At 57.2% G+C, this 25,786-nt stretch carries 18 protein-coding genes; 11 read left to right on the top strand and 7 right to left on the bottom strand.

Annotation, left to right across the window (positions count from 1 at the left end):
- The first annotated feature begins 91 nt into the window (after positions 1 to 91).
- The 3 genes from rlmN (at position 92) to AC6IY8_RS07845 (ending at position 2,529) form a co-directional block, all read left to right on the top strand.
- Positions 92 to 1,219: a dual-specificity RNA methyltransferase RlmN gene (gene rlmN / locus AC6IY8_RS07855; RefSeq protein ID WP_497778237.1), complete on the top strand. Its 1,128-nt coding sequence runs from the start codon at positions 92 to 94 to the stop codon at positions 1,217 to 1,219.
- Between the two features lie 92 nt (positions 1,220 to 1,311).
- Positions 1,312 to 1,881 (top strand): type 1 glutamine amidotransferase domain-containing protein, encoded by a 570-nt coding sequence (locus tag AC6IY8_RS07850; protein WP_497778236.1) that lies wholly within the window; start codon positions 1,312 to 1,314, stop codon positions 1,879 to 1,881.
- 105 nt (positions 1,882 to 1,986) lie between these two features.
- Positions 1,987 to 2,529, top strand: a complete 543-nt coding sequence (locus AC6IY8_RS07845) for a GNAT family N-acetyltransferase (RefSeq protein ID WP_497778235.1) — start codon at positions 1,987 to 1,989, stop codon at positions 2,527 to 2,529.
- Between the two features lie 2 nt (positions 2,530 to 2,531).
- Here AC6IY8_RS07845 and AC6IY8_RS07840 read toward each other — a convergent pair whose 3' ends face one another.
- The 4 genes from AC6IY8_RS07840 to AC6IY8_RS07825 are packed head-to-tail and all read right to left on the bottom strand — an operon-like array spanning position 2,532 to position 8,647.
- Positions 2,532 to 3,761 carry an MFS transporter gene (locus AC6IY8_RS07840; protein WP_497778234.1) on the bottom strand — a complete coding sequence of 410 codons (1,230 nt, stop codon included), beginning with the start codon at positions 3,759 to 3,761 and terminating at the stop codon, positions 2,532 to 2,534.
- A 52-nt stretch (positions 3,762 to 3,813) separates the two neighbouring features.
- Positions 3,814 to 4,713, bottom strand: coding sequence for an N-acetylmuramic acid 6-phosphate etherase (gene murQ / locus AC6IY8_RS07835; RefSeq protein WP_497778233.1), 900 nt, complete (start codon positions 4,711 to 4,713; stop codon positions 3,814 to 3,816).
- Positions 4,714 to 4,721: 8 nt separating this feature from the next.
- On the bottom strand, positions 4,722 to 6,221 hold the full coding sequence (locus AC6IY8_RS07830) for a sodium:solute symporter (protein WP_497778232.1): 1,500 nt from the start codon (positions 6,219 to 6,221) through the stop codon (positions 4,722 to 4,724).
- 26 nt (positions 6,222 to 6,247) lie between these two features.
- Positions 6,248 to 8,647: a serine hydrolase gene (locus AC6IY8_RS07825; protein WP_497778231.1), complete on the bottom strand. Its 2,400-nt coding sequence runs from the start codon at positions 8,645 to 8,647 to the stop codon at positions 6,248 to 6,250.
- Positions 8,648 to 8,734: 87 nt separating this feature from the next.
- Here AC6IY8_RS07825 and AC6IY8_RS07820 point away from each other — a divergent pair, with 87 nt between their 5' ends.
- Positions 8,735 to 10,639 (top strand): glycoside hydrolase family 3 protein, encoded by a 1,905-nt coding sequence (locus AC6IY8_RS07820; RefSeq protein WP_497778230.1) that lies wholly within the window; start codon positions 8,735 to 8,737, stop codon positions 10,637 to 10,639.
- Between the two features lie 5 nt (positions 10,640 to 10,644).
- Here the strand turns inward: AC6IY8_RS07820 and AC6IY8_RS07815 are convergent, their stop codons facing one another.
- The 3 genes from AC6IY8_RS07815 to ssnA form a co-directional block, all read right to left on the bottom strand.
- Positions 10,645 to 12,006 (bottom strand): L-serine ammonia-lyase, encoded by a 1,362-nt coding sequence (locus tag AC6IY8_RS07815; protein WP_497778229.1) that lies wholly within the window; start codon positions 12,004 to 12,006, stop codon positions 10,645 to 10,647.
- 69 nt (positions 12,007 to 12,075) lie between these two features.
- Positions 12,076 to 13,464: a uracil permease gene (uraA, locus tag AC6IY8_RS07810; protein WP_497778228.1), complete on the bottom strand. Its 1,389-nt coding sequence runs from the start codon at positions 13,462 to 13,464 to the stop codon at positions 12,076 to 12,078.
- A gap of 61 nt (positions 13,465 to 13,525) precedes the next feature.
- Positions 13,526 to 14,854 carry a putative aminohydrolase SsnA gene (gene ssnA / locus AC6IY8_RS07805; protein ID WP_497778227.1) on the bottom strand — a complete coding sequence of 443 codons (1,329 nt, stop codon included), beginning with the start codon at positions 14,852 to 14,854 and terminating at the stop codon, positions 13,526 to 13,528.
- A gap of 292 nt (positions 14,855 to 15,146) precedes the next feature.
- On the opposite strand from ssnA, the gene AC6IY8_RS07800 reads away from it, so the two are divergent.
- The 7 genes from AC6IY8_RS07800 to AC6IY8_RS07770 are packed head-to-tail and all read left to right on the top strand — an operon-like array spanning position 15,147 to position 25,785.
- The gene (locus tag AC6IY8_RS07800) at positions 15,147 to 16,247 is read left to right on the top strand and encodes a 4Fe-4S binding protein (RefSeq protein WP_497778226.1); all 1,101 of its coding nucleotides are present in this window, start codon (positions 15,147 to 15,149) and stop codon (positions 16,245 to 16,247) included.
- A 30-nt stretch (positions 16,248 to 16,277) separates the two neighbouring features.
- On the top strand, positions 16,278 to 17,534 hold the full coding sequence (locus tag AC6IY8_RS07795) for a threonine synthase (protein ID WP_497778225.1): 1,257 nt from the start codon (positions 16,278 to 16,280) through the stop codon (positions 17,532 to 17,534).
- Between the two features lie 38 nt (positions 17,535 to 17,572).
- Positions 17,573 to 18,946, top strand: coding sequence for a PLP-dependent cysteine synthase family protein (locus AC6IY8_RS07790; protein ID WP_497778224.1), 1,374 nt, complete (start codon positions 17,573 to 17,575; stop codon positions 18,944 to 18,946).
- A gap of 39 nt (positions 18,947 to 18,985) precedes the next feature.
- A complete protein-coding gene (gene hydA, locus AC6IY8_RS07785) occupies positions 18,986 to 20,386 on the top strand; it encodes a dihydropyrimidinase (RefSeq protein WP_497778612.1) in 1,401 nt (466 codons plus the stop codon).
- Positions 20,368 to 22,971 carry a selenium-dependent xanthine dehydrogenase gene (gene xdh / locus AC6IY8_RS07780; protein WP_497778223.1) on the top strand — a complete coding sequence of 868 codons (2,604 nt, stop codon included), beginning with the start codon at positions 20,368 to 20,370 and terminating at the stop codon, positions 22,969 to 22,971. Before hydA ends, xdh begins: the two co-directional genes overlap by 19 nt.
- A 28-nt stretch (positions 22,972 to 22,999) precedes the next feature.
- The gene (locus AC6IY8_RS07775; protein WP_497778222.1) at positions 23,000 to 24,190 is read left to right on the top strand and encodes a YgeY family selenium metabolism-linked hydrolase; all 1,191 of its coding nucleotides are present in this window, start codon (positions 23,000 to 23,002) and stop codon (positions 24,188 to 24,190) included.
- 2 nt (positions 24,191 to 24,192) lie between these two features.
- Positions 24,193 to 25,785: an N-acyl-D-amino-acid deacylase family protein gene (locus tag AC6IY8_RS07770; RefSeq protein WP_497778221.1), complete on the top strand. Its 1,593-nt coding sequence runs from the start codon at positions 24,193 to 24,195 to the stop codon at positions 25,783 to 25,785.
- Position 25,786 lies beyond the last annotated feature (1 nt).

Genomic DNA, 25,786 nt, shown 5'->3' with positions numbered 1-25,786 from the left:
ATAGCCTGCTGCCAGCTTTACAGATCACTCACTGTACAATCGTAGAATTAAGAGATGCCTGGGGTGTCAGACGCGCTTCAGTATTAGATGCATGACACAGATTCAACAACTCGGAATACTGGGGTTAACGCTTGAGGAACTTACATCGCTGATGGAGTCCTTAGGTGAGCCCCGCTTCCGTGCGCGACAATTGTATGATGCAGTCTATTCCCAGCGCCGAACTACCTTAGAGGAATTTAGCACTCTCCCAAAGTCTCTGCGTTCCCGTCTGATCTCGGCAGGGTACAGCATCAATTTCCCGGAGATTGATCAGAGATTTGTGTCCCGGGACGGCACGGTGCGTTATCTGGTACGGTTTTCGGATGCTCAAACTGTTGAGGCTGTCTGGATGCCGGAAGGCGACGGGGCTGAAGATGAACCTGCGTCCGAGGAATCATCCGACGTGCGGTCCTCGACTGACAACACCTATCGCCGCGGGACGATCTGCCTGTCATCGCAATCAGGATGTGCGGTCAATTGCAAATTCTGCATGACGGCCCTCCTGGGGCTGCAGCGCAACCTGACGGCTGCCGAGATCGTCGGTCAGATACTGCTGATTCTAAGCGATCACGACATTGTCATTGGGCGCGATAGGATCAACCTGGTGTTCATGGGCCAGGGCGAGCCTTTTCTGAATTATGACAATTTCATGCGCGCGGTTCGACTTCTTGTGCATGGGGTTGGCATCTCAGAGTCGCGCATGACGGTCTCGACGTCGGGGATTGTGCCACGCATTGCCGAGTTCGGTCGTGAGCCGGTGAGACCGCACCTTGCGATTTCTCTCAATGGATCCAATGACGAAGTGCGCGAACGGGTGATGCCGATCAATCGAAAGTGGAATCTGGCGACACTGCTGGAAGCTGCGCGACAGTTTCCACTGCGTTCGCGCGAGTGGTTGACGTTCGAATATGTCCTTCTGTCAGGTGTGAATGACGCGCCGGAGAACGCCCGCGAAGTTGTTGATTTACTGAATGGAATTCGCGCCAAGGTCAACCTGATTGCGCTCAACCCCGGACCGGAAATCCCATTCCAAACGCCCAAGCCGGAAGCGGTACAGACATTTCAGCAGATTCTGATTGCCAGTGGTATTCCAGCGTATGTGCGTCGGCCTCGCGGCTTGGACATTTACGCCGCGTGCGGGCAACTCAAGCGCACCAAGGACATTGTTTCCATCGCGTGAATCCGTGGCATTGTGGCTTATGCTTCCGTGAAATGTGAAACCTCACACGACCTCGCGGGCATCCCAATGCCCGAAGGGAATGGAGGAACAGTATGCCTGAACAGCGCCTCTCAGGTTTCCGGGTGGCAATCCTTGCCACCGATCTGTTTGAAGAAGCTGAACTCATGGAACCCCGCAAAGCACTGGACGATGCAGGAGCAGCTACCGTTGTGATCGCTCCTCACGGCGGTGAGATTCAAGCCGTGCAGCACGACAAGAAAACACAGAAAATTCAGGTAGATCAGACACTTGCCGAGGCTGATCCTGACAAGTTCGACGCGGTACTCCTGCCCGGCGGTGCTATGAATGCGGACGCGCTTCGAAGTGAGCCGCTGGCCCAGGAGTTTGTGCGCCGGATCGACCAGACGCGTCGTCCCATTGCGGTGATTTGCCATGGCGGATGGCTGCTGACCTCAGCCCGTCTGGTGAAGGGGCGCCATATGACGAGCTACAAGACTATTCAGGACGACCTGCAAAACGCAGGGGCTTTTTGGACCGACAAAGAGGTCGTGCGCGAAGGGAACTGGGTCTCTAGCCGTCAACCCTCTGACATCGCACGATTCAACCAGGAGATGATCAAGATGTTCATCGATCATCATGTCCGCGCGCGTGTGGCGGCCTGATATCGGAGTCCGAAGCGGGAGGCGCATAGCGCGCCTCCCGTGAAGTGTCAGTTATTCCTCGGCAACTCTCTTCATTTCCCATCTGCTAAGATGAAGACTGTCCTCATGCCCCTGACAGTTCCAATATTCACCCTGCGCGATTATGACAAGCGCGATTTCGAGTCGCTGTTCAAGCTGGATCGGCTCTGCTTCGACCCCGGAATTGCGTACAGCCGACCAGAACTCGCCAGCTTCATCGAGCAGCGCCGGTCCTACACCATCGTCGCAGAGTGGGCAAACGACTCAGAGGCTGCTGAAGGTGCACCTGCAGGGTCTTTGGCGCAGGGCAAACAGAAACCAACAGCACCCACGCCTCGACGACCCGTCGCGGGCTTTGTGACCTTCCATTACCAGCGGCAAGGATACGGACACGTCATCACCATCGATGTTCATCCTGACGCGCGTCGTCATGGGCTGGGAACCATGCTCATCGAGGCTACCTGCGAACGACTTCGCAAGATGACTGCTTTTATGGTGGTGCTGGAAGTGGCGGTCAATAACGAGTCTGCGTTGGCGTTTTACGACAAGCACGGATTCAAGCGCATCAAGATCCTTCAGCGTTATTACAACCGCGAAGTTGACGCCATCTTCATGACCAAGCGCCTCTAGCTCTAAGCTTCATCCTGCACGCCGGTGAGCCCATTGGTCGGGGCAACTGGATTGCGCGCCGAACCAATTGCGTGCGTGAGCCCCGCCGTCCCGAGCAAGAGCAGTCCCAACGCACAAACTCCATTCCATTGCCACTTTGACCATGCCGCCGTCGAGAGCGCCGAACCGGCAGCGCCGCCGAGGAAAAAAGTGATCATGTAAATGGTGTTAATGCGGCTCCGAGCGCCTTCAACAAGACTGAAGATCCGTGTCTGGTTCGCAATCTGCATCGCCTGTTGCCCGAGGTCGAGAACTATCACTCCAACGATCAGCCCGGCCATGTGGTATCCGAACACCCATAAGATCAGGTATCCCATGCTCAGGCCGGCGAGCGCGAAGGCTATCACCCACCGGGCTCCTCTGCGATCCGCCATGCGGCCAGCGGTAGAGGCGATCAGGGCTCCCGAAGCACCGAGCACGCCGAAGCTTCCTGCAACGCCCGCGCCCAATTTGTAGTGGGGTGTTGCGAGCAGGAACGCCAGGTTCGTCCAAAAGGAAGAGAACGCGGCGAACGACAAGAAGCCAACAATCGACGCCTCGCGTAACGTGGGCTGCTCTTTCACCAATTTCCATAGCGACGCCAGTGCTTCGCTGTAGCGCACAGCTTTTACTGCCGGCAGCGGAGGAAGTCTCCAGCGTAGCAGAGGAACAAAGACCGCAGTCACGGCAGCCGCGACGAGAAACACTGCACGCCATCCCAGCATTTCCGCCACAATGCCGCTGGCGGCGCGGCTCAACAGAATTCCAAGCAGCAGTCCGGTCATCACCGTGCCGATGGCTCGGCCGCTGTCGCCGGGGTCGGCCAGTTCCGGAGCGATCGGGACCAGTACGTGCGTCACTGAAGCGGTCATCCCGATGGCGACGCTTGCCAGCACCAAGGTCCACAACGATGGCGCGAATCCCGCGATAATCATCGCAAGCGTAACGGCGGCAAAGAGCTTCACCATCAACCCGCGCCTCTCCATTACGTCGCCCATGGGAACGAACATGAGAATGCCAGCGGCATAGCCCATCTGTGTTGCCACGGCCACAGCGCCCACCTGGCTGGAGGTAGCGTGGAAGGTGTGACTCATTTCATGCAGAAGAGGCTGGTTGTAGTAGATGGTCGCAACACTGGCACCGCTCGCCATTCCGAGAAAGCGAAGCAGACCGCGATGAGGATGTTCTGATTCGGTGCGGGATGAATGCGTCACACCCTAGTTTATCAAGCCATGCGCCAGCGCGGCACTCCTGTGGCGTTTTAGCTCAAGAGCACGAGTCAATTGCGGCACGTACGCTGCCGCGAACTCGCCTGAGGAGGCGTTCCGCCTTGAGGCGAGTAGTGTCTCTGCACAGCATCACGAGAGCGACGGAAACATGCATGTCTGCCACCTCAATGGTCTCCAGAGCCGTCGCGCGGTTTACCCCTGCGACCATCTCGACAATGGAGATTCCGCGCTCCACAAGCTTTTCGTTCGTCAACCGCATGTTGACCATGAGGTTGTCGTAAACATACCCAAGACGCGCCATTGCTCCCGTCGTAAGCATATTGCAGATCATCTTTTCCGCTGTGCCCGCTTTCAGGCGCGTCGATCCGGTGAGCACCTCGGGACCGACCTCGGCTTCGATCGCAATCTGGGAAACTTTCGCCAACTCCGAGGAGTGATTGCAGACGATGGCTATGGTGGCGGCTTTCCTTCTTGCAGCGTACCGAAGCGCCGCAATTGTGTAGGGAGTGCGTCCGCTCGCCGAAAGTCCTACGATGACGTCTTTCTTGCCGGGCTTGCGCCGTGCTATGTCCCGCTCGCCTGATTCAGCGGAGTCTTCGTTTGATTCGCGTGCGCTGGCAAGCGCATCTTCGCCTCCGGCGATCATGTATTGGATCATTTCCGGATCGGTGCCGAACGTGGGCGGACACTCGATTGCGTCGAGTGCACCAATCCTGCCGCTTGTTCCGCTGCCGACATAGATGAGGCGTCCACCACGAGACAGGCGTTCGCAAATCACATCAATCGCCTTTGCGATCTGAGGTGTCACCTTGCGAACGGCTCGCAAGACCTTCGCATCCTCGCGATTCATCAATGCGGCGATGTCAGCCGCGCTTAACCTGTCCAGGTTTGACGAGACGCGGTTTTGCTGCTCCGTCTTTAGAAAGCTAAGCCGCATCCGAGCGACTACCTCCTATCCAAATTCACCATAGGTTTTGCGACGTCCGGCTGCGCTTGCGGCAAAACGATACTGCATCCATATCCAATAGCAAATGTCACGATGCTGCCCAGCGCGACGTACCAGGTGAATGGAACTTTCGTAAATTGCCACATGTAAATATTCAAAACAAAACCGCACAGCATACCGATCATCGCTCCGCTCTCCGATGCGCGTCGTGTCAACACACCCAGCAGAAACACTCCGAGCAGGCATCCATACGCCACGGATGCGATCGATAATCCAACTTCCAATACTTTGCCGCCGCCCCGCGCTACGATTGCAAGCGCGAAAAGCACTGCACCCCAGAAGATAGTCACAAAGCGAGACAGCAACACCCGCCTCTGCTCCGTCGCGGCGGGGTTCAAGCGCGAGTAGAAGTCAACGATGGTAGTGGAGGACAGCGAGTTCAAGGCAGCGCTCAAATTGGCCATGGCTGCGGCAAGAATCGCCGAGATCAGCAGCCCGCTGATGCCGTGCGGCATGCGCGTCACAATGAATGTGGGAAAAATCCTGTCAGCCCTGCTGAACGCCACGTCCGGAGGGAACAGCTTATAGAACACGAACAGCATCGCTCCAATCAGCAGGAATAGCGCGAACTGAAATAGCACGATCACTCCGCTGCTCAACAATGCGATCTTCGACTGTCGTTCGCTGCGCGAGGAGAGCAACCGCTGCACAATCAATTGGTCTGTGCCATGACTGGCTGTGGTCAGGAACGCTCCGCCGATCACTCCAGACCAGAACGTGTAAGTAGCGTAGAAATTCCATGAGAAATCGAAAACACGGAACTTGCCTGCCGTCGCGCCGAGCGAGTGAATCGTGCTCCAACCGCCTGGAACAAGATGCAATATCGTGAAGAAACCCACGAGCGTTCCGCTGATGTAAACCGCCAACTGCACAACGTCGGTCCAGATCACCGCCGCCATTCCGCCCTCAAACGTGTAGATGAGCGTGAGCACCGAGACGATAGCAATGGCCGCAACATCGCGCCCAAAATCGCTGAATCCGCTGAAAAGATTGGATAGGGCCACGCCGACGACAATCGCCACTGCAAATACCCGCACGCCCTCTGCAGCGGCGCGAGTCGTCAGGAACAACCCCGCCGTCAGCAGTCGCAGCCTTTGGCCGAAGCGGCGCTCGATCAACTGATATGCCGTTACGAGCTCTCCGCGGAAATAGTGAGGTATGAGCAGCAGGCAAATGATTCCGCGGCCCACAAGGTATCCCAACACAAGTTGGAGAAAGCGGAAGTCCTTCTCATACGCGATTCCCGGCACGCTGATGATGGTCAAGGTGCTGGTTTCAGCGGCGACAATCGAAAGAGAAATCGCCCACCACGGGATTGTCTTTTCCGCGAGGAAGTAGCCCTTGAGAGTGCGTTCCTTCTTGCGGAAGCGCATGCCGAAAAGCGTGACGCAGGTCAGGTACACGATGATTACCGCGACATCAAGCGCATTGAGTCCCAAGTCGTGTCGCCTCCAGTGGCGTCAGCTCAATATAGAAGATACTTCGCACGAATCTTCCTGAAGCTCTCGATCGCCTCAAGCCAATCGGACCACACGCGCCGCGGATCCTGTCCCGCAAGAATTGCTTTCGTAGTTGCGTCGTTCAGCATCAATCGGTCGAGCTTAGTCGTGTCGTACTGTGTCGGATAGAGCGTGTGCAGCGCTGAGGCAATCTCGATTCCAAGCTGCGGTGCATCCAGCGCGTTCCTGTCTGTGACTATGATGTTCACGCCTCCACACCTCTTCTGTGCGTAAACATCGGCGGTCGGTGTGAATGCGACGGCAACGAAGCGAACCCCGCTGAGGCCCTGCGCATTCAGATAACTGGCAAGTTCCGCTGGTTGAATCCACGGTGCTCCAACAACCTCGAATGGCGTGTCCGTACCTCTTCCCACCGAAACATTAGTTGCCTCCACGATACCGACCCCGGGATACAACGTAGCCTCGGTGAGGCTGCGCATGTTGGGCGATGGATTGATCCAGAGGACACCTGTCGAGTCGAGCCAGTCGCCACGCTGCCAACCTTCCATCGGGACCACAGTAAGCCGCGCATGGATGTTTTTCTCCACGTTGTAGTAGCGTGCCAACTCGCCGATTGTCATGCCATGCCGCACCGGAATCTGCGCGTAATTCGTGAAGCTCTCGCGCCCAGAATCGCTGATTGGGCCCTGCACGTAAGCGCCTGTAATGGGATTCGGACGATCGAGGACGAAGATTCGCTTGCCAGTTTTCGCCGCCGCCTCGAGGAAATACCCCAGAGTCGTCTCATAGGTATAGAACCTCGCTCCGATGTCCTGAATGTCGTACACCATGGCATCGACCGAGTTCAGCACCGTCGGCGACGGACGCCGCCTTGCGTCCGTGTCGCCATAAACGCTGTACACCGGAACACCGGTTTTGACATCTCGCGTGTCGGAGATTGCCGTCGTGTCCACGCTTCCAGTGACGCCGTGTTCGGGGCTAAAAATTGCCGCGAGCTCCAGGCCCGGTGCGTTGCTTAGCACGTCGATGGTGCGGCTGCCATGCGAATCAATCCCCGTGTGGTTCGTGACCAACGCGATTCGCGTTTTGGCGCGACCGGGCTCGCGAAGTTCGGCGAACCCCTGAGCCTCCAGCACATCGATACCAGTGCGAACAGTTCCATTACGGGCGGTTATCAGTCGTGAAGACGACAAAGCCTCGTTGTAACCGGTGATTCTTGTCAGCCGCAGCTTTTCGCTTTCCGAAATCGCAAGTTGCAAGTTCTGCGCCACAGCAGACGCAATGCGCGAGCGCAGCGACACCATCCCCGAGTTGTTTCCCCGCGGATGCACAGCATTGGTCAGCACGATGACATAGCTGTTGGTCACTGGATCGATCCACATCGATGTTCCGGTGAACCCCGTGTGTCCGAAAGAGCCAACAGGCAAGAACTCTCCACGATTGCTGGAGAATGGCGAGTCAATATCCCAGCCGAGCCCGCGTTGCACAGATGCCGTTGGAGGCTGCTGAGGCGTGGACATCTTTTCCACGCTAAGCTGCGACAGCACGTGGAAGCCGGTCAGCATGTCCTGCGCGTAGCGTGCGAGATCGTCGGCTGTCGAGAACACACCGGCGTGACCGGCGACCCCTCCCATCCTGCTCGCGGTTGGATCGTGCACCGAGCCGCGCATCATCTGATGGTGCGAGTCATATTCGGTCGGCGCGATGCGGGCCCGCCATGACGCCGGAGGCAGGTAGCGCGTCTCCAGCATCCCGATTGGCGCGAAGATGTTTTTAGCCGCGTATTGATCGAGGCTCATCCCTGAGACCTTCTCCACCAGGAATCCGAGAGTCTCGAAGTTGATGTCGCTATACAAGAAACGCGAGCCCGGGGGAAACATCGGACGGGTCTCCATCACCATCTGGTAAGCCATCTCGCGTCCGTGCCAGGCAGTATCCAGGTCGAGATCTTCGCGTAGTCCCGAGAAATGCGTGAGCAGTTGCCTTACGGTGACGTTCTCCTTCCCATTTCTGGCGAACTCAGGCAGATAGGTCGCGACGGGATCGTTTAGTCGAACGCGCCCTTCCTGCACCAGTTTCATCACCGAAGTTGCGGTCGCAACGCATTTCGTCAACGATGCGATATCAAATATGGTGTCCGCCGTCATCGGCTCGCGGACCGGTTCAAGCGAGCGCATGCCGAATGCCTTGCGATAAACCACCTGACCGTTGTGCCCCACCAGGACGACGCCGCCAGGGATCGTGCCCCGGGCTACCGCACCATTCATGATCTCGTCGACGCTGGCGAAGGCATGATCAGCCGCGCTGCCACCCGAACGTGCGTTCTGCGCCGCGATCCCGGACGGGAATGCGCCAGCCATTATGAAAATCAGAACCGATATTAGAACCTTGCGACGAACCTTCACCCGAATCTCCCAGCGAGGACCAGATTCGTATCTGGGCCGAAGAAGAAGCATGTCACCAAAGCTATTTTAGGTGCTATGGTTTCCAATATGCGGAATAGATTCTGGATTTGTCTTATTCTCCTGGCGACCATCGGAATGGCCGCAGGTGCCACGCCGAAGCCGGCGCGCAGTGCGAACGACGATGTATCCGCCGCCTCGGAAGCCGATGCCTCTGGCACGCGCTGGGCTGAGCGGACGTTGCGCAGGATGTCGCTCGAGGAGAAGGTCGGGCAATTGCTCATGGTCTGGGCGCGGGTTGACTTCATGAATTTCGGCGGCCCCGATTACGCCAAACTTCGCGATCAAATGAAGGCTTATCACCTGGGAGCCTTTGGCATCACGTCTCCCATGGATGGTGGATTGCTGATCAAGGGAAGTCCTCTCGATGCGGCCGCGCTTACGAATCAACTCCAGCGTGATAGCGATCTGCCGCTGTTGTTTGCCGCCGATTTCGAACGCGGCTTGCCAATGCGCTTCCATGGAGGCACTGTATTTCCGCACGCAATGGCGATCGGTGCGACAGGTAGCACCGAGTATGCCTACCAGTTCGGGCGGATATCTGCCGCAGAGGCGCGAGCCATCGGCGTGCACTGGAATTTCTATCCCGATGCCGATGTGAACTCCAACCCCAACAATCCCATCATCAATGCGCGTGCATTCGGAGAAGATCCGAAAGAAGTCAGCGCGATGGTGAAGGCGTTCATCAACGGCGTCCACGATGGCCACGGCATGGCGACGGCAAAACATTTCCCCGGCCATGGAGACACTGACACCGACTCGCACCTTGCTGTTTCGCGCATCAACGCCACGCGCGAGCGACTCGAGCAGGTTGAACTTGCTCCGTTCCGGGCGGCCATTGGCGCGGGTGTCGATTCCGTCATGGTCGGCCACCTCGCCGTGCCGTCGCTCGATCTGGATCCGGGCAAGGTAGCGACAATCTCTTACAACATCAGCTCGCGATTGCTGAAGAATGAGCTTGGGTTCAAGGGCATCGTTATCACCGACGCCATGGACATGAACGGAGTCACGCGCATGTTCGGCGGCAACACGCCGGAGAGTGCTGGGCGAGCGGCGGTCGAGGCCATCAAGGCCGGTGCCGACTACATCCTCATTCCAGGTGATCTCGACGGAGCTTACAACGGCATACTCCAGGCCGTGAAACGTGGCGACATTCCTGTCAGTCGTATAGATGATTCGGTCGGCAAGATACTTCGCGCGAAGGCTGCGCTGGGCCTGCACAAGAATCGCTTCGTTGACCTCAATGCTGTGAGCAGCGAGGTAAGCCGCCCGGAGAACGTCCTGCTGGCACAGAAGACCGCCGATGACGCCGTTACCGTAATTCGCCAGGGGAACCACGAAGCGGGACGTCCCTCGCGCCCTGTCCTGCCGCTTACGCGAGGAACAGCGACGAACTCACAATATACCTATCACTCAGGCGTTGCGGCAGGGAACCGGCTTTTGCTGCTGATCTTCACCGATGATGCGCGCAGCGAGAATGGTCGCGCCTTGGTTCGCGAGGTCCGTGCGCGTGTGCCGGACGTGCGAGTCGTCTATGTGGACGACATTCTTGCTCCCGTGCTGGCTCCACACGTTCTGGAAGCAGCAGTGAATGCGGAACGCATCGTAGCCGCCGTGTATGTTACGCCTTCGGCAGGCCGCAATGCGGGAGGCGAGCCTTCACTAGCCCAGAGTTCTTCCACGATATTGTCCAACGTTATTAAGGCAGCGGCAGACAAGATGGTAGTCGTCGCCATGGGAAGTCCATATCTGATTGCGCAGTATCCGGCGATTCAGAATTACGTTTGCACGTACTCCAATGTGCCGGTATCCGAGGTGAGTGCGGCGAAATTCTTGTTCGGCGAGATGCCGGCGCGCGGGCATCTTCCGGTGAGTATTCCGGGCATTGCCAGCCGCGCTCCGGTCCCAGTGGCAAAGGCCACTTCAGCACAGTAGGCGCTTCAGCACTCGATCGTGTTGAGCGCCAGGCCGCCGAGTGACGTTTCCTTGTAGCGCATCTGCATGTCCAATCCGGTGCGATACATGGTTTCGATCACCTGATCGAGCGAAACCTTGTGTTCTCCCGTTTCGTTCATCGCCATTCGGCATGCGCTGATCGCCTTCACCGCTCCCATCGCGTTCCGTTCAATGCAAGGAATCTGCACTAGTCCGGCTATGGGATCGCATGTCATTCCAAGGTTGTGCTCCATGCCAATCTCTGCGGCATACTCCACTTGGCGATTGTCCCCTCCCAGTGCCGCAGCAAGCCCTCCAGCAGCCATTGAGCAAGCCACGCCCACTTCGCCCTGGCATCCGACTTCCGCACCTGAAATGGAAGCGTTCTCCTTATATAGAATGCCGATTGCCCCGGCCGTAAGCAGATAGCGCAGAATGCCTTCCTCCGAGGCGCTACGTGTGAAAGTGAGATAGTACTGTCCCACTGCTGGAATAATTCCAGCAGCGCCATTCGTGGGGGCCGTGACAATTCGTCCCCCGGCAGCGTTCTCTTCATTCACGGCCATCGCGTAGGCGGTCACCCAATCCAGTGCAGCGAGCGAATCGTGACGCGAGTTGGCACCCAGCTTCTTGTACAAACTTGGAGCACGCCGCCTCACCTTCAGGCCTCCCGGCAGAATGCCCTCCGTCCGCATGCCGCGCTCGATGCACTGTTGCATAACACTCCAGATATGTTCGAGTCCGCCGCTAATTTCCGGAGCGCTACGCCAAGCCTTCTCATTCGCGAGTGCTATCTCCCAAATCGCCATCGAACGGCTCTGCCCGATGCTCAGCAGTTCAGCGGCGCTTGAGAATGGAAAGGGAACAGGGCTACGACTTGTTCCAGCAAGCTCTTCGCTCTCTTTGAGAATGAACCCGCCTCCGATGGAGTAGTAGATTGTGCTGCCAACGATTCTTCCTTTCGATTCGAATGCTGAAAATCGCATTCCGTTCGGGTGGGCAGGAAGCGCATCCTCCTTGCGAAAGATGATGTCGCGGTCCAGATCGAACTCGATCGTGTGAGTTCCACACACCTCAAGCCTGCCCGTGTCGCATACACGCACAAGATGAGCGTCAATGCCTTCAGGATCAACGCTGTCTGGCAGTAGTCCGAGCAAGCCAAGGGTCACCGCGCGATCCGTCGCGTGGCCTTTTCCGGTCAGAGCAAGGGAGCCAAACAGTTCCACGCAGATGCGAGCAATAGATTCCACCTTGCCGCGATTCTGAAGTTCAGCGACGAATGCATGTGCCGCCCGCATCGGTCCAACGGTATGCGAACTTGATGGGCCAATGCCGATCTTGAAGATTTCAAAAATGCTGGTATTCACGGATGGGTCAATGATACTCCGCGCCGCAGATGCTATTGATTTGAGCGGCGCGGAGTGAATCGAAAGGAATTACTCTTCTTCGCTAAATACGCTGGAGTCTTCCGCGGTCAGTCCTGCCTTTTCGAGGATGAAGAAAAACAGGCTCAGCAGCATGCCAACGATGGTCGCCAGCACCATGCCTTTGAGTTGCGTCTGTCCAATCTTGAATGACACGCCGGAGATGCCGACCACCAGGATGATCGCAGAGAGCAGCAGGTTTCTACTGCGCGAATAATCCACCTTGGCTTCGATCAGCATGCGCAGACCGGAAGCGGCAATCACACCAAAGAGCATCATGCTCACGCCCCCAATTACAGGGACGGGAATCGTGCGAATCGCTCCGCTTACCTTGCCGAAAAAGGCGATCACAATCGAGATGACGCCTGCACCGCCGATCACCCACACTGAGTAAACCCGAGTGAGAGCCATGACTCCCATATTCTCGCCATACGTCGTGGTCGGGCATGATCCGGTGAATCCTGAGAGCATCGTCGAGAGGCCGTCACCCAGCAATGAGTTGTGCAGGCCGGGAACCTTAAGTAGATCGCGTCCGACAATGTTGCTCGTCACATAAAGGTGTCCGATGTGCTCGGAGATGACGACCAGCGCCGCGGGCATAATGATCAGGATCGAAGGCCAGTCGAATACCGGCACGACAAAATGAGGAACGGCAAACACCGACGCTCCGTGCAGCGGTGAAAAGTCCATCGTCCCCGGTACGAAGATGTTGACGACCACTGCCATCGCATATCCCGCGATGACGCCGATCAGCACAGGAATCGCTGCGAAGAATCCTCGGAAGATCAGCGACCCGATCACGACCACGGCCAGCGTGAATAGCGAAATCAGTGTAGCGGTTCCGCTAATGGCCGAGCCCTTGTGAAATGCCATATCGGTCGCCACAGGAGCGAGTTCCAGTCCAATCAGCGCGACGATAGGGCCCATTGCTGCGGGAGGAAGTACGACGTCAAGCCACTCACGGCCAGCAAAACGGATAATGAGCGAAACCAGCGCGAAGATCAGGCCTGCGGCGACGAATCCACCGAGAGCGTGCTGGAATCCAGCTCCGGGTGTCTTTGCCAAAGTGATGCAAGTGATGGTTGGTGCAATGAAAGCGAAGCTGGATCCGAGGAACGCGGGAGCTTTGCCGCGACAGACGAATGTGTAAATGAGAGTTCCAATTCCATTCATCATCAGCACGAGCGCCGGATCGATTACCGTCGTTCCCGCTGCCTGATTGAACAGGATAGGCACCAGAACGGAGGCCCCGAACATCGCAAACAGATGTTGCAAGCTCAGCGGAATACCCTTGAGCAGAGGCACTTTCTGGTCGACCTGGATGGTCTCTCGCATGTTTGCGGGATCGAGCTTGGGAGTCGCCGCCGATTGCCGCGTAGCAGGTTCAGTTTGTGTTGCCAAGTTAGACTCCTTCAGAGGAATACTCAGGTGTAAAAAAATAGGGGACTGTGCTCAGCCGTTTCTAAAAACGCTGCCACAGCTTAGTGGCACAGCAGCGTGCCTTGGCCATGATCTCGTCTTCGTCCAGCATGACGAGCTTTCGGTTCTGCATCAGAACTTTCCCGGCCACAATGGTGGTGTCCACCGCGCGTCCCGACATGCCAAACAGAAAGTGACTGTTCACGTTACCTGCGCACATCGGAGTCGGTGGATCGTAGTCAACGACGATGACATCGGCGTGTGCACCAGGAACCAGCTTGCCCACCGTGCCTCCAAAACAATCGCTGGCAATGGCGGCGTTCTCGCGGAAGAGCATTTTCGGCGGCTCAGCCCATCCCACGCTGGGATTGCGCTTCTGGTGCTTGTGAAGGACATTAGCAACCTTCAGCGATTCGAACATGTCGCAGGTATAGCCATCCGTCCCCAAGCCCACTCGCACGCCTCGGCTCATCATGTCGAGCACAGGAGCGCAGCCCACGGCATTGCCCATGTTTGACTCGGGATTGTGTACCACGTTCGTATGACTGGATTTCAGCAGCTCTATCTCGCGATCATCCACGTGAACACAGTGCGCCGCGATCGTGTTTTCGCCCAAAATCCCGAACTGCGCAAATCGATCAACGATTCGCTTTCCATGCTCGTGTTTGCATTGCTCTAGGTCCTCCGGCCCCTCGGCGGTATGAACGTGCATCCCTGCATCGAGTTCTGCTGCTGCTTCTGCGCAGCGCTCCAGTGTCTCGTCACTCAAGGTGAAGGATGCATGCAGTCCAAACATTCCGCGCAGCGTTGCACTCTCGGCACTTTTGGAGTGCCTCAGAAAGTCGAGATTCTCCTCAATACTCTCCTTCGCCACGTCCTCGCCATCGCGGTCGGAAACTTCGTAGGCAAGGCAGCTTCGCACTCCGGCCTGGGCAGCGGCTTCTGCTATTCGGAAGAGACTGCCTCTCACGGCACCGGGGCTGGAGTGGTGGTCAAAGATGGTGGTTGTGCCATTTTTGATGCAGTCAATCAGTGGCACCATCGCGCTGTAGTAAACATCTTCAAGCGTCAGAACTTTATCCAGCCGCCACCACAGACGCTCGAGTATCTGCAGAAAGTTCCCTGGGGCATCGTCTTTCAGCGCCATTCCACGCGCGAAGGTGCTGTAGAGGTGCATGTGCGTGTTGATCATGCCGGGCATGATGACCTTGCCGCCCGCATCCAGAAATTTTGCGTCAGCATAACGGCTGCGAAGCTCCTGCGTCGAGCCGAGGTCCTCAATCAGCCCGTCCTGGATGGCGATGCACCCGTCTTCGACAAGAGGCAGGCGCTCGTCATGGGTGATTAGCCGCCCGTTTCCGACCAACAGCATTCAGATTGTCTCCAGTGTTGCCGAATTCTAACATTTACCTGAGGTGTTTCTATCGGGTGTTCCATATAGTAAGAACTGATTACCACTATAGATAAAGATGATCAGGGTTAAGGGCGTTTGTGATTTGCATCACTGCATGCTCGATCAGGCTCGATGAAAATCGCTCCACGCCTTACTCTGGAAAGCTGTTAGATCGATTCTTATCGCAGTTGATTGCATTTGCAGCACGCCAGTTACGCTGCATGCCTCAAGTGCGCTCAAAGCTTGGTATCTCTGAAGAACTGGAAGTGCAATGGCTAATCTGAGTGTAAAGATTTGCGGTATCGAGTTTGCCAATCCGGTACTGCCCGCCGCGGGACCCCCTACCAAGGACGGTGAAATCTGCCAGGCCGCAGCCAGAGGCGGTGCCGGCGGACTTGTGACAAAGACCATTTCGGTGAACCCTGCCGTAGTTCCGCATCCGTGCATGGCAGAGATTCGCGGAGGCTTTCTCAACACGGAGCTTTGGTCTGAGCTTTCTAAAGAGCAGTGGATCGAGAAGGAATACGATCTCGTTCGCGCCACCGGACTCCCGGTAATCGTCGGCCTTGGCTACACAGCCGACCAGATCCGCGAACTGGCTCCCATGGTCCGGCCCTACGCAGATGCCCTGGAACTCTCGACGCATTACGTTGGCAATGACATCTCGCCGATCATCGACGCGCTGCGCGCTGCAAAAGATGCGGTGGACGTTCCGGTGTTCATGAAGATGAGCCCGCACCCCAACATTCAGGAGATCGCCAAAGCCGTCGAGCAGGCTGGTGCCGACGGACTGGTGATGATCAACTCCTTCGGCCCGTGTCTCAGCATCGATCTCGAAACCGGACTGCCTCTGATGGGGAGCAAAGAGGGATTCGGCTGGCTTTCCGGCGCGGCCATCAAGCCGCTGGCATTGCGGTGCGTGTATGACGCTGCGCGGGCGGTAAAGATCCCTATCTTCGGCGTAGGCGGCGTCAGCAACGGCCGCGATGTTGTCGAGATGTTCATGGCAGGCGCTTCGGCCGTACAAGTTTGTACCGAGGCCATTCTGCGCGGTCCCACCGTGTATGGAAAGATCGCACGCGAGCTGAACACCTGGCTCGATCAGCATGGCTACGCTTCCGTCGATGACATCAAAGGCCTTACGATTCGCAAGATGGCCGAGCGCGACCTCGCGGGCCTGCACGCACCAGAAGTTGCGATGGAGAAATGCGTCCTTTGTGGCGTCTGCGAAACGAGCTGCCCCTATGGTGCGATTTCGCACGAGGGAAGCCTCAAAGATGGCGGCGTCCTAAACATCGACAAAGATAAATGTTTCGTCTGCGGCTTGTGCGTTTCGCGTTGCAAGAAGCTCGCTCTCAGCATGGGACAGTAGCGCGGCTGCGCCGCATGGAATGAGAAATCGATGAGTTATTTCACTGGCCTTCGCTGTGTTCACTGCGGCCGCGAATACAAGACGAATGAAGTCGCGTATTACTGTCTCGATTGTGGTTACCACGACGGCATCCTGGATGTTGTGTATGACTACGATGCGATCCGGAAGGAACTAAATCCGGACTCGCTCTCGCACAATCCCGATCGCTCCATGTGGCGCTACCTCCCGCTGTTGCCTGTAGCCGATCCCTCACTCATTCCGCATCTGCAAGTCGGCTGGACGCCTCTTTACTCGGCACCGCGACTTGCCTCTGAACTAGGCGTGCAGACCTGCTGGGTAAAGGATGAGGGACGCAATCCCACCGCATCGTTCAAGGATCGCGCCAGTGCCATGGGCGTTGTGAAGGCACTTGAGCAGAACGCATCGCATATTACATGTGCCTCGACCGGCAATGCTGCTTCTTCGCTTGCGGGTTTCTCTGCTGCCGCCGGACTGCAGGCTTCCATCTTCGTTCCTGCGCGCGCGCCTGAGGCAAAGGTCGCGCAGTTACTCGTCTTCGGTGCGCAGGTCTTTTCGGTGCAGGGAAGTTATGACGAAGCATGGGAACTGTGTATGCAGGCCGCAGCTGAGTTCGGATGGTACAACCGAAACTGTGCGATCAATCCATACCTCATCGAAGGCAAGAAAACCGTATCGCTTGAGTTGGCCGAGCAGTTCACGACACTCACACCCGGCAGCTTCCCCGATTGGGTCGTGGTTTCCGTCGGCGACGGTTGCACGATCGGCGGCGTCTGGAAAGGCTTGCGCGAGATGCACACACTCGGTTTTATCCCGCAGCTGCCCCGCATTCTTGGTGTGCAGGCGGAGGGCTGCAAGCCGTTTCTCTCCGCATGGAAAGAAGGCACCGACCTCATCCCGTGCGACGGCAACACTGTTGCCGACTCTATCGCTGTCGGTCATCCGCGCAACTTCGCGAAGGGCATGCGTGCCGTCACCGAATCTGGCGGCGCATTCGTCGCCGTCAGCGATGAACACATCCTCGAGTCCATTCCCCTGCTGGCACGCAAGGCTGGAGTTTTTGGCGAACCTGCCGGCGTTACTGGCGCCGCAGGTGTGAGGAAAGCTGTAGAATCAGGCATTATCGACCGCTCGGAATCTGTCGCTATCATCGTCACCGGAAACGGCCTCAAGGACATTCAGAGTGCCATCCGCGCCGCTGGACGTCCGATCTCGGTCGCGCCTGACATGGAAGCGATTCGCAGGGCAGTAGAAGTCACCGTAAGCTGATCAGTTCGCGCACAATAAGAAGTGGAGAAAAGTTGAAGATGGCGAAGATTCCGTTTGGCCCCAACTACGACGAGATGCTCAACCCCGGGCTTCTCGACAAAGAAGTACGTGCAAAGGCACTGGCCGCGTTGAAGCAGGATGAGCTAAATCCGATCAACCTGTTCAACATAACCTGGAAGGACGCGACCAACCAGGTCCGCAAGGTTGTGCTGCCTCCTGCAATGACCGGAATCGACGCGAACGTAGTCGTGATGCTGGGCTGCGGATTTCCCTCGGGCTCTCACAAAGTCGGACCCGCCTACAGCACGCTAATCGAAGGTCTGGTCGATGGCGAAATCGTTCCGGGCGAGCACACCATCCTTGGGCCATCGACTGGAAACTTCGGTATCGGTACCGCTTACATTTCGAAACTGCTCGGCTTCCGCGCCATCGTCATCATGCCTGACAACATGAGCAAAGAGCGCTACGCCCGCATTCAGAAGTACGGCGGAGAACTCGAACTCACTCCCGGCTCAGAATCCGACGTGATCCTCACGCTCGAGAAGACTCGCGAGCTGATGCAGAATCCGAAGAACAAGGCTCTGGCGCAGTTTGAACTCTTTCCGAACTATCGCTTCCACCGCCATGTCACGGGCAACAGCGCCATTGAGGCTGTGAAGGGCGTCGGCAATGGCCGCATCGCTGGCTTCACGTCTGCTCCGGGCTCGGCAGGTACGCTCGCCGCCGGCGACCAGATCAAGTCGGCATTCCCTGAAGCGAAGATCGCCGCTCTTGAGCCGTATGAATGCTCCACGCTTGCCAATGGCGGCCGGGGCCAGCATCGCATCGAAGGCATCGGCGACAAGATGTGCACACTGATTCACAATGTGCTCAACACTGACTTCGTCATCTTGGTCAACGACGAAGAGACCGTGCAAGGTGTGAAGATCATCCACGACGGCACCGAGTCTCTGGTAAAGCTCGGCGTTGACCGCGATTTCGCACTGAGCATTCGCGAATGGTTCGGCCCCTCGGGAGTCTGCAACGTCCTCGGCGCAATCAAGCTCGCCAAGCACCTCCGCCTTGGCCCCGGAGACAACGTCGTTACCGTTGCCACCGATGGCTTCGATCGCTACAACTCTGTTTTAGAAGAAATGAACAGCCGCTATCTCGAACTGGCGCCCGTCGTCCTTGATCGCTGGACAAGCGACATCTTCCTCGGCGCGACTGATGAGCATGTGTTCGACTTCCGTAAGGCGAGCGTGAAGGAGCAACTCTTCCAGCAGAAGGAAGCCGACTGGATCAAGTTCGGTTACACCAAGGAGTTTCTGGACTCGATGCGCACGATGGATTTCTGGGATGCGCAATATGCGAAAGTGCCCACTTACAACGAGAAAATCGCTGCGTCCCGGGCTCTCGCAAAAACAGTCTAGCCGTAGCTGAACAGAAGGGGTCAACGTCCATTGGCGACTGTGCTGACAGGCGGAACGGTTGTGAACGCGACCGGTAACTCCAAGGTTGACGTGCGCATTGAGGGGGAGAAGATTGCATCGATAGGTGTGAATCTTCTCCGGCCTGGCGATGCGTACGTGAACGCGACCGGCTGCTATCTGTTTCCCGGCGGAATCGATCCTCACACGCACTTCGACTTGGACGTTGGCTCCACGGTCACAGCCGATGATTTTGACAGCGGAACGCGTGCTGCCGCCATTGGCGGCACGACAACCGTTATTGATTTCGCGACGCAGAATCGCGGCGAAACACTCAGCGAAGCCCTCGCTAATTGGCACGCGAAAGCTGATTCCAAGAGTTACATCGATTACGGCTTCCATATCGCTATCAGCGATCTGAACGAAGCCGTGTTGGACGAACTCGCATCCATCGTTGCCCGTGGAGGCGTCACCTCGGTCAAGCTCTACATGGCCTACAAGCGTGTGCTGCAGGTGGACGACGGCGCATTGCTGCGTACGTTGCAGAGAGCGCGAGAACTCGGCATTCTCGTTTGCGTGCACGCCGAGAACGGCGACGTCATCGACGTTCTCGTGCAGCAGGCCAAGGCACAAGGGCACACCGCGCCGAGATATCACGCACTCACTCGTCCTGTGGCCATCGAGCGTGAGGCAGTTCACCGCGCTATCGCCCTGGCAGAGATCGCGGGTGCCCCGTTGTATGTCGTGCACGTAAGTTCCGGCGAGGGGCTTGCAGCAATCGCGGCAGCCCGCGCGCGTGGGCTTTCGATCTACGGCGAAACATGCCCGCAGTATCTTCTCCTGGATGACTCCCGTTACGATGCTTCAGACTTCGGCGCGGCTAAGTACGTCATGTCACCTCCGTTGCGCTCGGTCGAGAATCAAGAGCAACTGTGGGATGGACTGCACTCGGGCGACCTGTTCACCGTCGGCTCCGATCATTGCTCCTTCAACCTTGCCGGGCAGAAGGAATTTGGACGCGACGACTTCTCCCGCATCCCAAATGGCGGCCCCGGAGTAGAGAACCGCTTAGGACTGCTCTACACCTACGGTGTTGTCGCGGGGAAGATCGACATACATCAATTTGTCGCCGCAACATCGACCAACGCCGCAAAACTGTTTGGTCTCTATCCGCGTAAAGGCGTCATCGCTCCGGGCAGCGATGCTGACGTAGTTGTATGGGATCCGACTGCGCAATCCGTCATTTCATCTCAGACGCAGATTCAGCGAGTCGATTACAACCTCTACGAAGGTTTCCGCCAGCAGGGAATTGCGCGCCATGTCTTTCTACGCGGAACCCAGATCGTCACAGACAGGGTTTTATCGAGCACCCCGCAGGGCAGGTATCTCAAGCGGCAGCCCCATGTTGCAAAGGAGTCAACCCAGTGTTCCAGTTCACGTTGAATAATGAGCTCGTAACGGTAGAGTCCGACAAGAATCTGCTGGAATACCTGCGCGAAGACGCACGCATGATGTCGGTAAAGAACGGATGCGCCGAGGGAACCTGCGGCAGTTGTACCGTGCTGGTGAACGGTAAGACCTGGCGTGCTTGCCGATTGAAAATTTCCAAGCTGCAAGGGAAGACCGTGACCACGGTCGAAGGCCTCTCTCCTCGCGAGAAAGACGTCTATTCATGGGCGTTCAGTGAAGCTGGCGCCGTGCAATGTGGTTTCTGTATTCCCGGCATGGTGATGAGCGCTAAGGGCCTGCTTGATCGTAATCTTTCACCGTCCGATCTCGATGTGAAGAAGGCCATCGAGGACAATCTCTGCCGCTGCACCGGATACATAAAAATCGAGCGCGCAATTCACATGGCAGCGCAGGCCTTCCGCGATGGCGGTCCGCTAGTCGTCGAAGAAAACGCGCGAATCGGCTCACGTGTGGCAAGACCCGACGCGAAAGAAAAAGTCTTAGGTACCGGCGAGTTCGTTGACGATCTCAAAGTTCCGGGAATGTTGTATGGTGCCGTCCTCCGTGCACGTTATCCTCGCGCACTGGTGAAGAAGATTGACATCTCCGCCGCGCAGGCCTGTCCAGGCGTTGAGGTCGTGCTCACGGCCAAGGATGTTCCCGGCGAGCGACTCATCGGCCACATCGTGCATGACTGGCCGGTGATGATCGCCGAGGGCGAAGAGACCCGCTACGTCGGCGATGCACTCGTAGTGCTTGCCGCCACCTCAAAGGAACTCGCGCGCGAGGCACTCGATCTCATTCGCGTAGAGTACGAAGAACTCCCGCCCGTCGTGACTATCGAGGCGGCAATGGCTGACGACGCTCCAAGCCTTCATCCCAAAGGCAATCTACTCTCGCAGACCGTCATGAAGCGTGGAGATGTGGATGCTGCCATCTCGTCGGCTGCGCACGTTGTGACGCAGCATTACTCAACACCACATCAGGAGCACGCATTTCTTGAGCCTGAGAGTGCGTTGGCTATTCCCGGTGAGTGCGGATCGCTGACGGTTTACACCGGCGGCCAGAGCATTTACGACGAGCACGAAGGCATAGTGCAAATGCTCGGCATTGCTGGTGAAAAGGTTCGCGTCATCAGCAAGTATGTTGGTGGCGGCTTCGGCGGAAAAGAGGATCTTGCCGTGCAACATCATGCAGCGTTGCTCGCCTGGCATAGCAAACGTCCGGTGAAGCTCAAATTGAGCCGTGCCGAAAGCCTTGCTGTTCATCCCAAGCGTCATCCCATGGAGATGGATTGCACAGCAGCGTGCGACGAGAATGGCAAGTTGCTGGCGGTCAAGGTTCGCCTCCTCGCCGACACCGGCGCCTATGCCTCTCTTGGAGGCCCAGTCCTGCAGCGCGCCTGCACCCACGCCGCCGGGCCATATCAAGTCGAGAACGTCGATATTGATGGCCGCGCCTATTACACCAACAATCCGCCTTCGGGCGCGTTCCGCGGATTCGGAGTTATGCAGACCTGCTTTGCTATGGAGAGCAACCTGAATTTGCTGGCAGAGAAAGTCGGCATCACCCCGTGGGAGATTCGTTTCCGCAACGCAGTCGAGCCCGGCGCTGTGCTCTCCAACGGACAGATTGCCGATGCCGGAACAGCGTTGAAGGAAACGTTGAACGCGGTGAAGCCTTTCATCGATGCGCACCCCGACGCAGGCATCTCCTGTGCGTTCAAGAACAGCGGTAAGGGTGTGGGCGTGAAAGACGTCGGCCGAGTGAAGCTGAAAGTGCAGAATGGTGGTGTCCTCATCTGCACCAGCGCTGCCTGCATGGGGCAGGGCATTGCCACCGTATGCCTTCAGATTGTGGCCGAAGCCACTGGCCTGCCAAAGTCAGCAATCAGTGTGCATACGCCTGATACGGCCATCACGCCCGACAGTGGCACCAGCACCGCGTCGCGCCAGACGCTTGTCACCGGAGAAGCCGCACGTCGCGCCGCAGTCGATCTCTGCAACGATCTCGAACAGCACTCGCTAGCCGAGTTGGAAGGCCGCGAATATTACGCCGAGTACCACGCCATTACCGATCCGATGACCTCCGACAAGCCTCATCGCATGTCGCACGTTGCTTATGCTTACGCAACGCAAGTCGTGCTACTGGACGAGCAGGGCAGAGTAAAGAAGGTCATTGCTGCTCACGATGTCGGCAAAGCCATCAATCTCAACGGCGTCGAAGGCCAGATTGAAGGAGGAGTCGTCATGGGCTTGGGATACGCATTGACTGAAGAGTACGCACTCGATCAAGGCGTGCCCGACGGCAAGATGTCGGAACTCGGACTGTTCCGTTCTATTGACGTACCTGAAATTGAGAGCATCATCATCGAGAAGAATCCTTCGGAGCTGGCTTATGGTGCGAAGGGCATGGGCGAGATTGTGTGTGTCGCCACGCCTCCCGCAGTAGCCTGCGCCTACTACCTGCGCGACAAGAAGCTGCGCACCAGTCTTCCGTTGCAGGAAACTCCATACAGCGCTGATCGCGCCGCACGCAAAGAGCTTCGCGCAAAACAGGCGCAAGCCAGACAAAACTAGAATCCTCGATAGAAGGACATCGCATTCAATGTTGACACCAGAGCGGGAGCAACAGGTCATTGGCTTGTGCCAGGCCCTCATTCAAAAACAGAGCTACTCAGGACAAGAAGACGGCGTCGTTGCACGCATGAAGCAGGCCTTTCAGGAGCTTGGCTACGACGAGGCTATTGTGGACGACTACGGAAACGTCCTCGGACGCATTAAGGGATCCCGCCCCGGCAAGATCATTCTTCTAGACGGCCACATCGACACCGTTCCTGTGCCCGACGAATCCAAATGGAAGCACAAACCATACGGCGGAGAAATCGAGGACGGCAAGATCTACGGACGCGGCACCTCGGACATGAAGGGCGCGGTCGCGACCATGATTGCAGCCTCAGCCTTTTTCGCCGCAGATACCGCGAAGGACTTCGCAGGTGAGATCTACGTTTCGGGAGTCGTGCACGAGGAGTGCTTCGAGGGCATCGCCGCGCGCAAGATAAGCGAGCGCATCAAGCCCGACTACGTCATCATCGGAGAGGCGTCCGAGTTGAATCTCAAGCGCGGACAACGCGGCCGCGCCGAGATTATTGTCGAAACCTTCGGCAAGCCAGCGCACTCTGCCAATCCGCACAAGGGCATCAATGCCGTTTACAAAATGGCCGAACTGATCCGCGAGATTGCAAAGTTGCAGGCTCCCACTCATCCTGTCCTCGGACTCGGCATTCTCGAACTAACTGATATCAAGTCGTCGCCTTATCCTGGAGCTTCTGTCGTTCCCGACTACTGCCGCGCCACCTACGACCGTCGCCTGTTAGTCGGCGAAACAAAGGAATCGGTTCTCGCGCCGCTCATCGCGCTTATTCGTGAGATGAAAGCCAAGGATCCGCAGTTCGAAGCGAAGGTAAGCTTCGCTTCTGATGTGCAGCGCTGCTACACCGGCAACGAAATTGGTGGAGAGCGATTCTTCCCTGGCTGGGTTTTCGACAAGCACGACGAGTTTGTTCAAGCTGTTTTGACCGGACTGCAACGTGCAGGACTCCATCCCGAAGTCACGCAATACTCGTTCTGCACCAATGGCAGCCACTACGCTGGCGAAGCCGGCATCCGCACCATTGGCTTCGGCCCCTCGCGCGAGAATCTCGCGCACACCATCGACGAGTACATCGAAATCGACCAGCTTTTAAGAGCAACTGCGGGATACTACGGCATCTTGCGGTCCGTGTATCACAAGGGTTAGCGATGAAGATTCTGATCAGGAATGGCTCCATCATCGATGGTTCCGGAGCGTCGCGATATGCGGCAGACCTTGTTGTCGACGACGATCGCATCTCGCATATCGGCAACATCGATTCCGGTAAATTCGATAGTGTTATCGATGCTGGCCGGCTCATCGTCGCGCCTGGATTCATCGATACGCACAGCCATTCCGATCTGCAGGTCATGGTCAATCCCTACGTCGAGGCAAAGATTCGACAAGGCGTCACGACGGAGCTGCTCGGGCAGGACGGCATTTCCATGGCGCCGTTACCCCTGCGCTACATCTCTCCATGGCGCAAGAACCTTGCCGGGCTCGACGGTGTCAGTGATGAAATCGACTGGGATTACGAGACGACGGACGGTTACCTGCGCGCTCTCGAAACAAAAGGCGTAGGCCTCAACGAAAGCTATCTCATTCCGCACGGCAACGTGCGCATGGAGGCCATGGGGCTCAACAACCGGTCGCCCACAGCAGAGGAACTGCGGTACATGCAGGACATCACCCGCCGCGAGATGGAGACCGGTGCTTTCGGCCTTTCCACCGGCCTCATCTACATGCCCTGCGCCTATGCTGAAACAGCCGAGCTGATCGAGCTATGCAAGGTCGTTGCCGAATACGATGGCGCATTCGTTGTGCATCAGCGCAGCGAGGCCGACACAATTCTCGCCTCCATGGAGGAAGTCCTTGAAATCGGACGCCGTTCCGGAGTCAAAGTTCACTTCTCGCACTTCAAGGTATGCGGGCGCAAGAATTGGGGTCTCATCGATCAGGTTCTGGCGCTGCTCGACCGCGCTACAGAAGAAGGCATCCGCGTCTCGTTTGATCAGTATCCCTACGTCGCTGGAAGCACCATGCTCGGCGTCATACTGCCGCCATGGGCTCACGATGGAGGCACAGACAGACTGCTCGAGCGTCTGCGCGACCCTGAGCAACGTAACCGGATGGTTCACGACATGGAGCAGGGAATTCCCGGCTGGGACAACTTCGTGGACTTCGCCGGATTAGACCAGATATTTGTTACCAGTGTGAAGACCAAAGCAAATCAGGACGTTATCGGCAAGAATCTTCTCGAGATTGGCGAGCTTCGAGGCAAGAACGCCTATGACGCAACATTCGATCTTCTCCTAGCTGAAGAGAACGCAGTAGGTATGGTGGATTTCTACGGACTCGAAGAGCACGTCGTCCGCTTTCTCACCCGCCCTGAGCAAAACGTCTGCACCGACGGTCTTCTCGGAGGTAGGCCTCATCCTCGCGTCTTTGGCTCGTTTCCACGCGTGCTCGGCAAGTACGCTCGCGAGCAGCAGGCTCTTACATTGGAAGACGCTGTTCGAAAGATGACTTCAAAGCCTGCTGAGGTCTTCGGTTACACCAGCCGGGGCTTGCTCAAGCAGGGCTTCTACGCCGACATCGTGGTGTTCAATCCCGAAACGGTGCTTGATAGAGGTACCTTCGTCGATCCCGTGCAGTCTCCCTCCGGAATCGAGCATGTGCTCATCAACGGAGAGGTTGTGCTTAGCTCTGGTGTGTACGATCGCAAACTCGCTGGGAGTGTGCTGCGAAAGTGCCGATTCTAGC

The sequence above is a fragment of the Koromonas soli genome, assembly GCF_059726265.1.
Note: the sequence above shows the minus strand (reverse complement) of the source record. Positions and strands in the feature narration are given on the sequence as shown.

Bases quoted from the DNA above. Each gene is read 5' to 3' on its own strand.
- rlmN (WP_497778237.1), top strand. From the start codon at position 92: ATGACACAGATTCAACAACTCGGAATACTGGGGTTAACGCTTGAGGAA.
- AC6IY8_RS07850 (WP_497778236.1), top strand. From the start codon at position 1,312: ATGCCTGAACAGCGCCTCTCAGGTTTCCGGGTGGCAATCCTTGCCACC.
- AC6IY8_RS07845 (WP_497778235.1), top strand. From the start codon at position 1,987: ATGCCCCTGACAGTTCCAATATTCACCCTGCGCGATTATGACAAGCGC.
- murQ (WP_497778233.1), bottom strand. From the start codon at position 4,713: ATGCGGCTTAGCTTTCTAAAGACGGAGCAGCAAAACCGCGTCTCGTCA.
- AC6IY8_RS07820 (WP_497778230.1), top strand. From the start codon at position 8,735: ATGCGGAATAGATTCTGGATTTGTCTTATTCTCCTGGCGACCATCGGA.
- ssnA (WP_497778227.1), bottom strand. From the start codon at position 14,854: ATGCTGTTGGTCGGAAACGGGCGGCTAATCACCCATGACGAGCGCCTG.
- AC6IY8_RS07800 (WP_497778226.1), top strand. From the start codon at position 15,147: ATGGCTAATCTGAGTGTAAAGATTTGCGGTATCGAGTTTGCCAATCCG.
- AC6IY8_RS07795 (WP_497778225.1), top strand. From the start codon at position 16,278: ATGAGTTATTTCACTGGCCTTCGCTGTGTTCACTGCGGCCGCGAATAC.
- AC6IY8_RS07790 (WP_497778224.1), top strand. From the start codon at position 17,573: ATGGCGAAGATTCCGTTTGGCCCCAACTACGACGAGATGCTCAACCCC.
- AC6IY8_RS07775 (WP_497778222.1), top strand. From the start codon at position 23,000: ATGTTGACACCAGAGCGGGAGCAACAGGTCATTGGCTTGTGCCAGGCC.
- AC6IY8_RS07770 (WP_497778221.1), top strand. From the start codon at position 24,193: ATGAAGATTCTGATCAGGAATGGCTCCATCATCGATGGTTCCGGAGCG.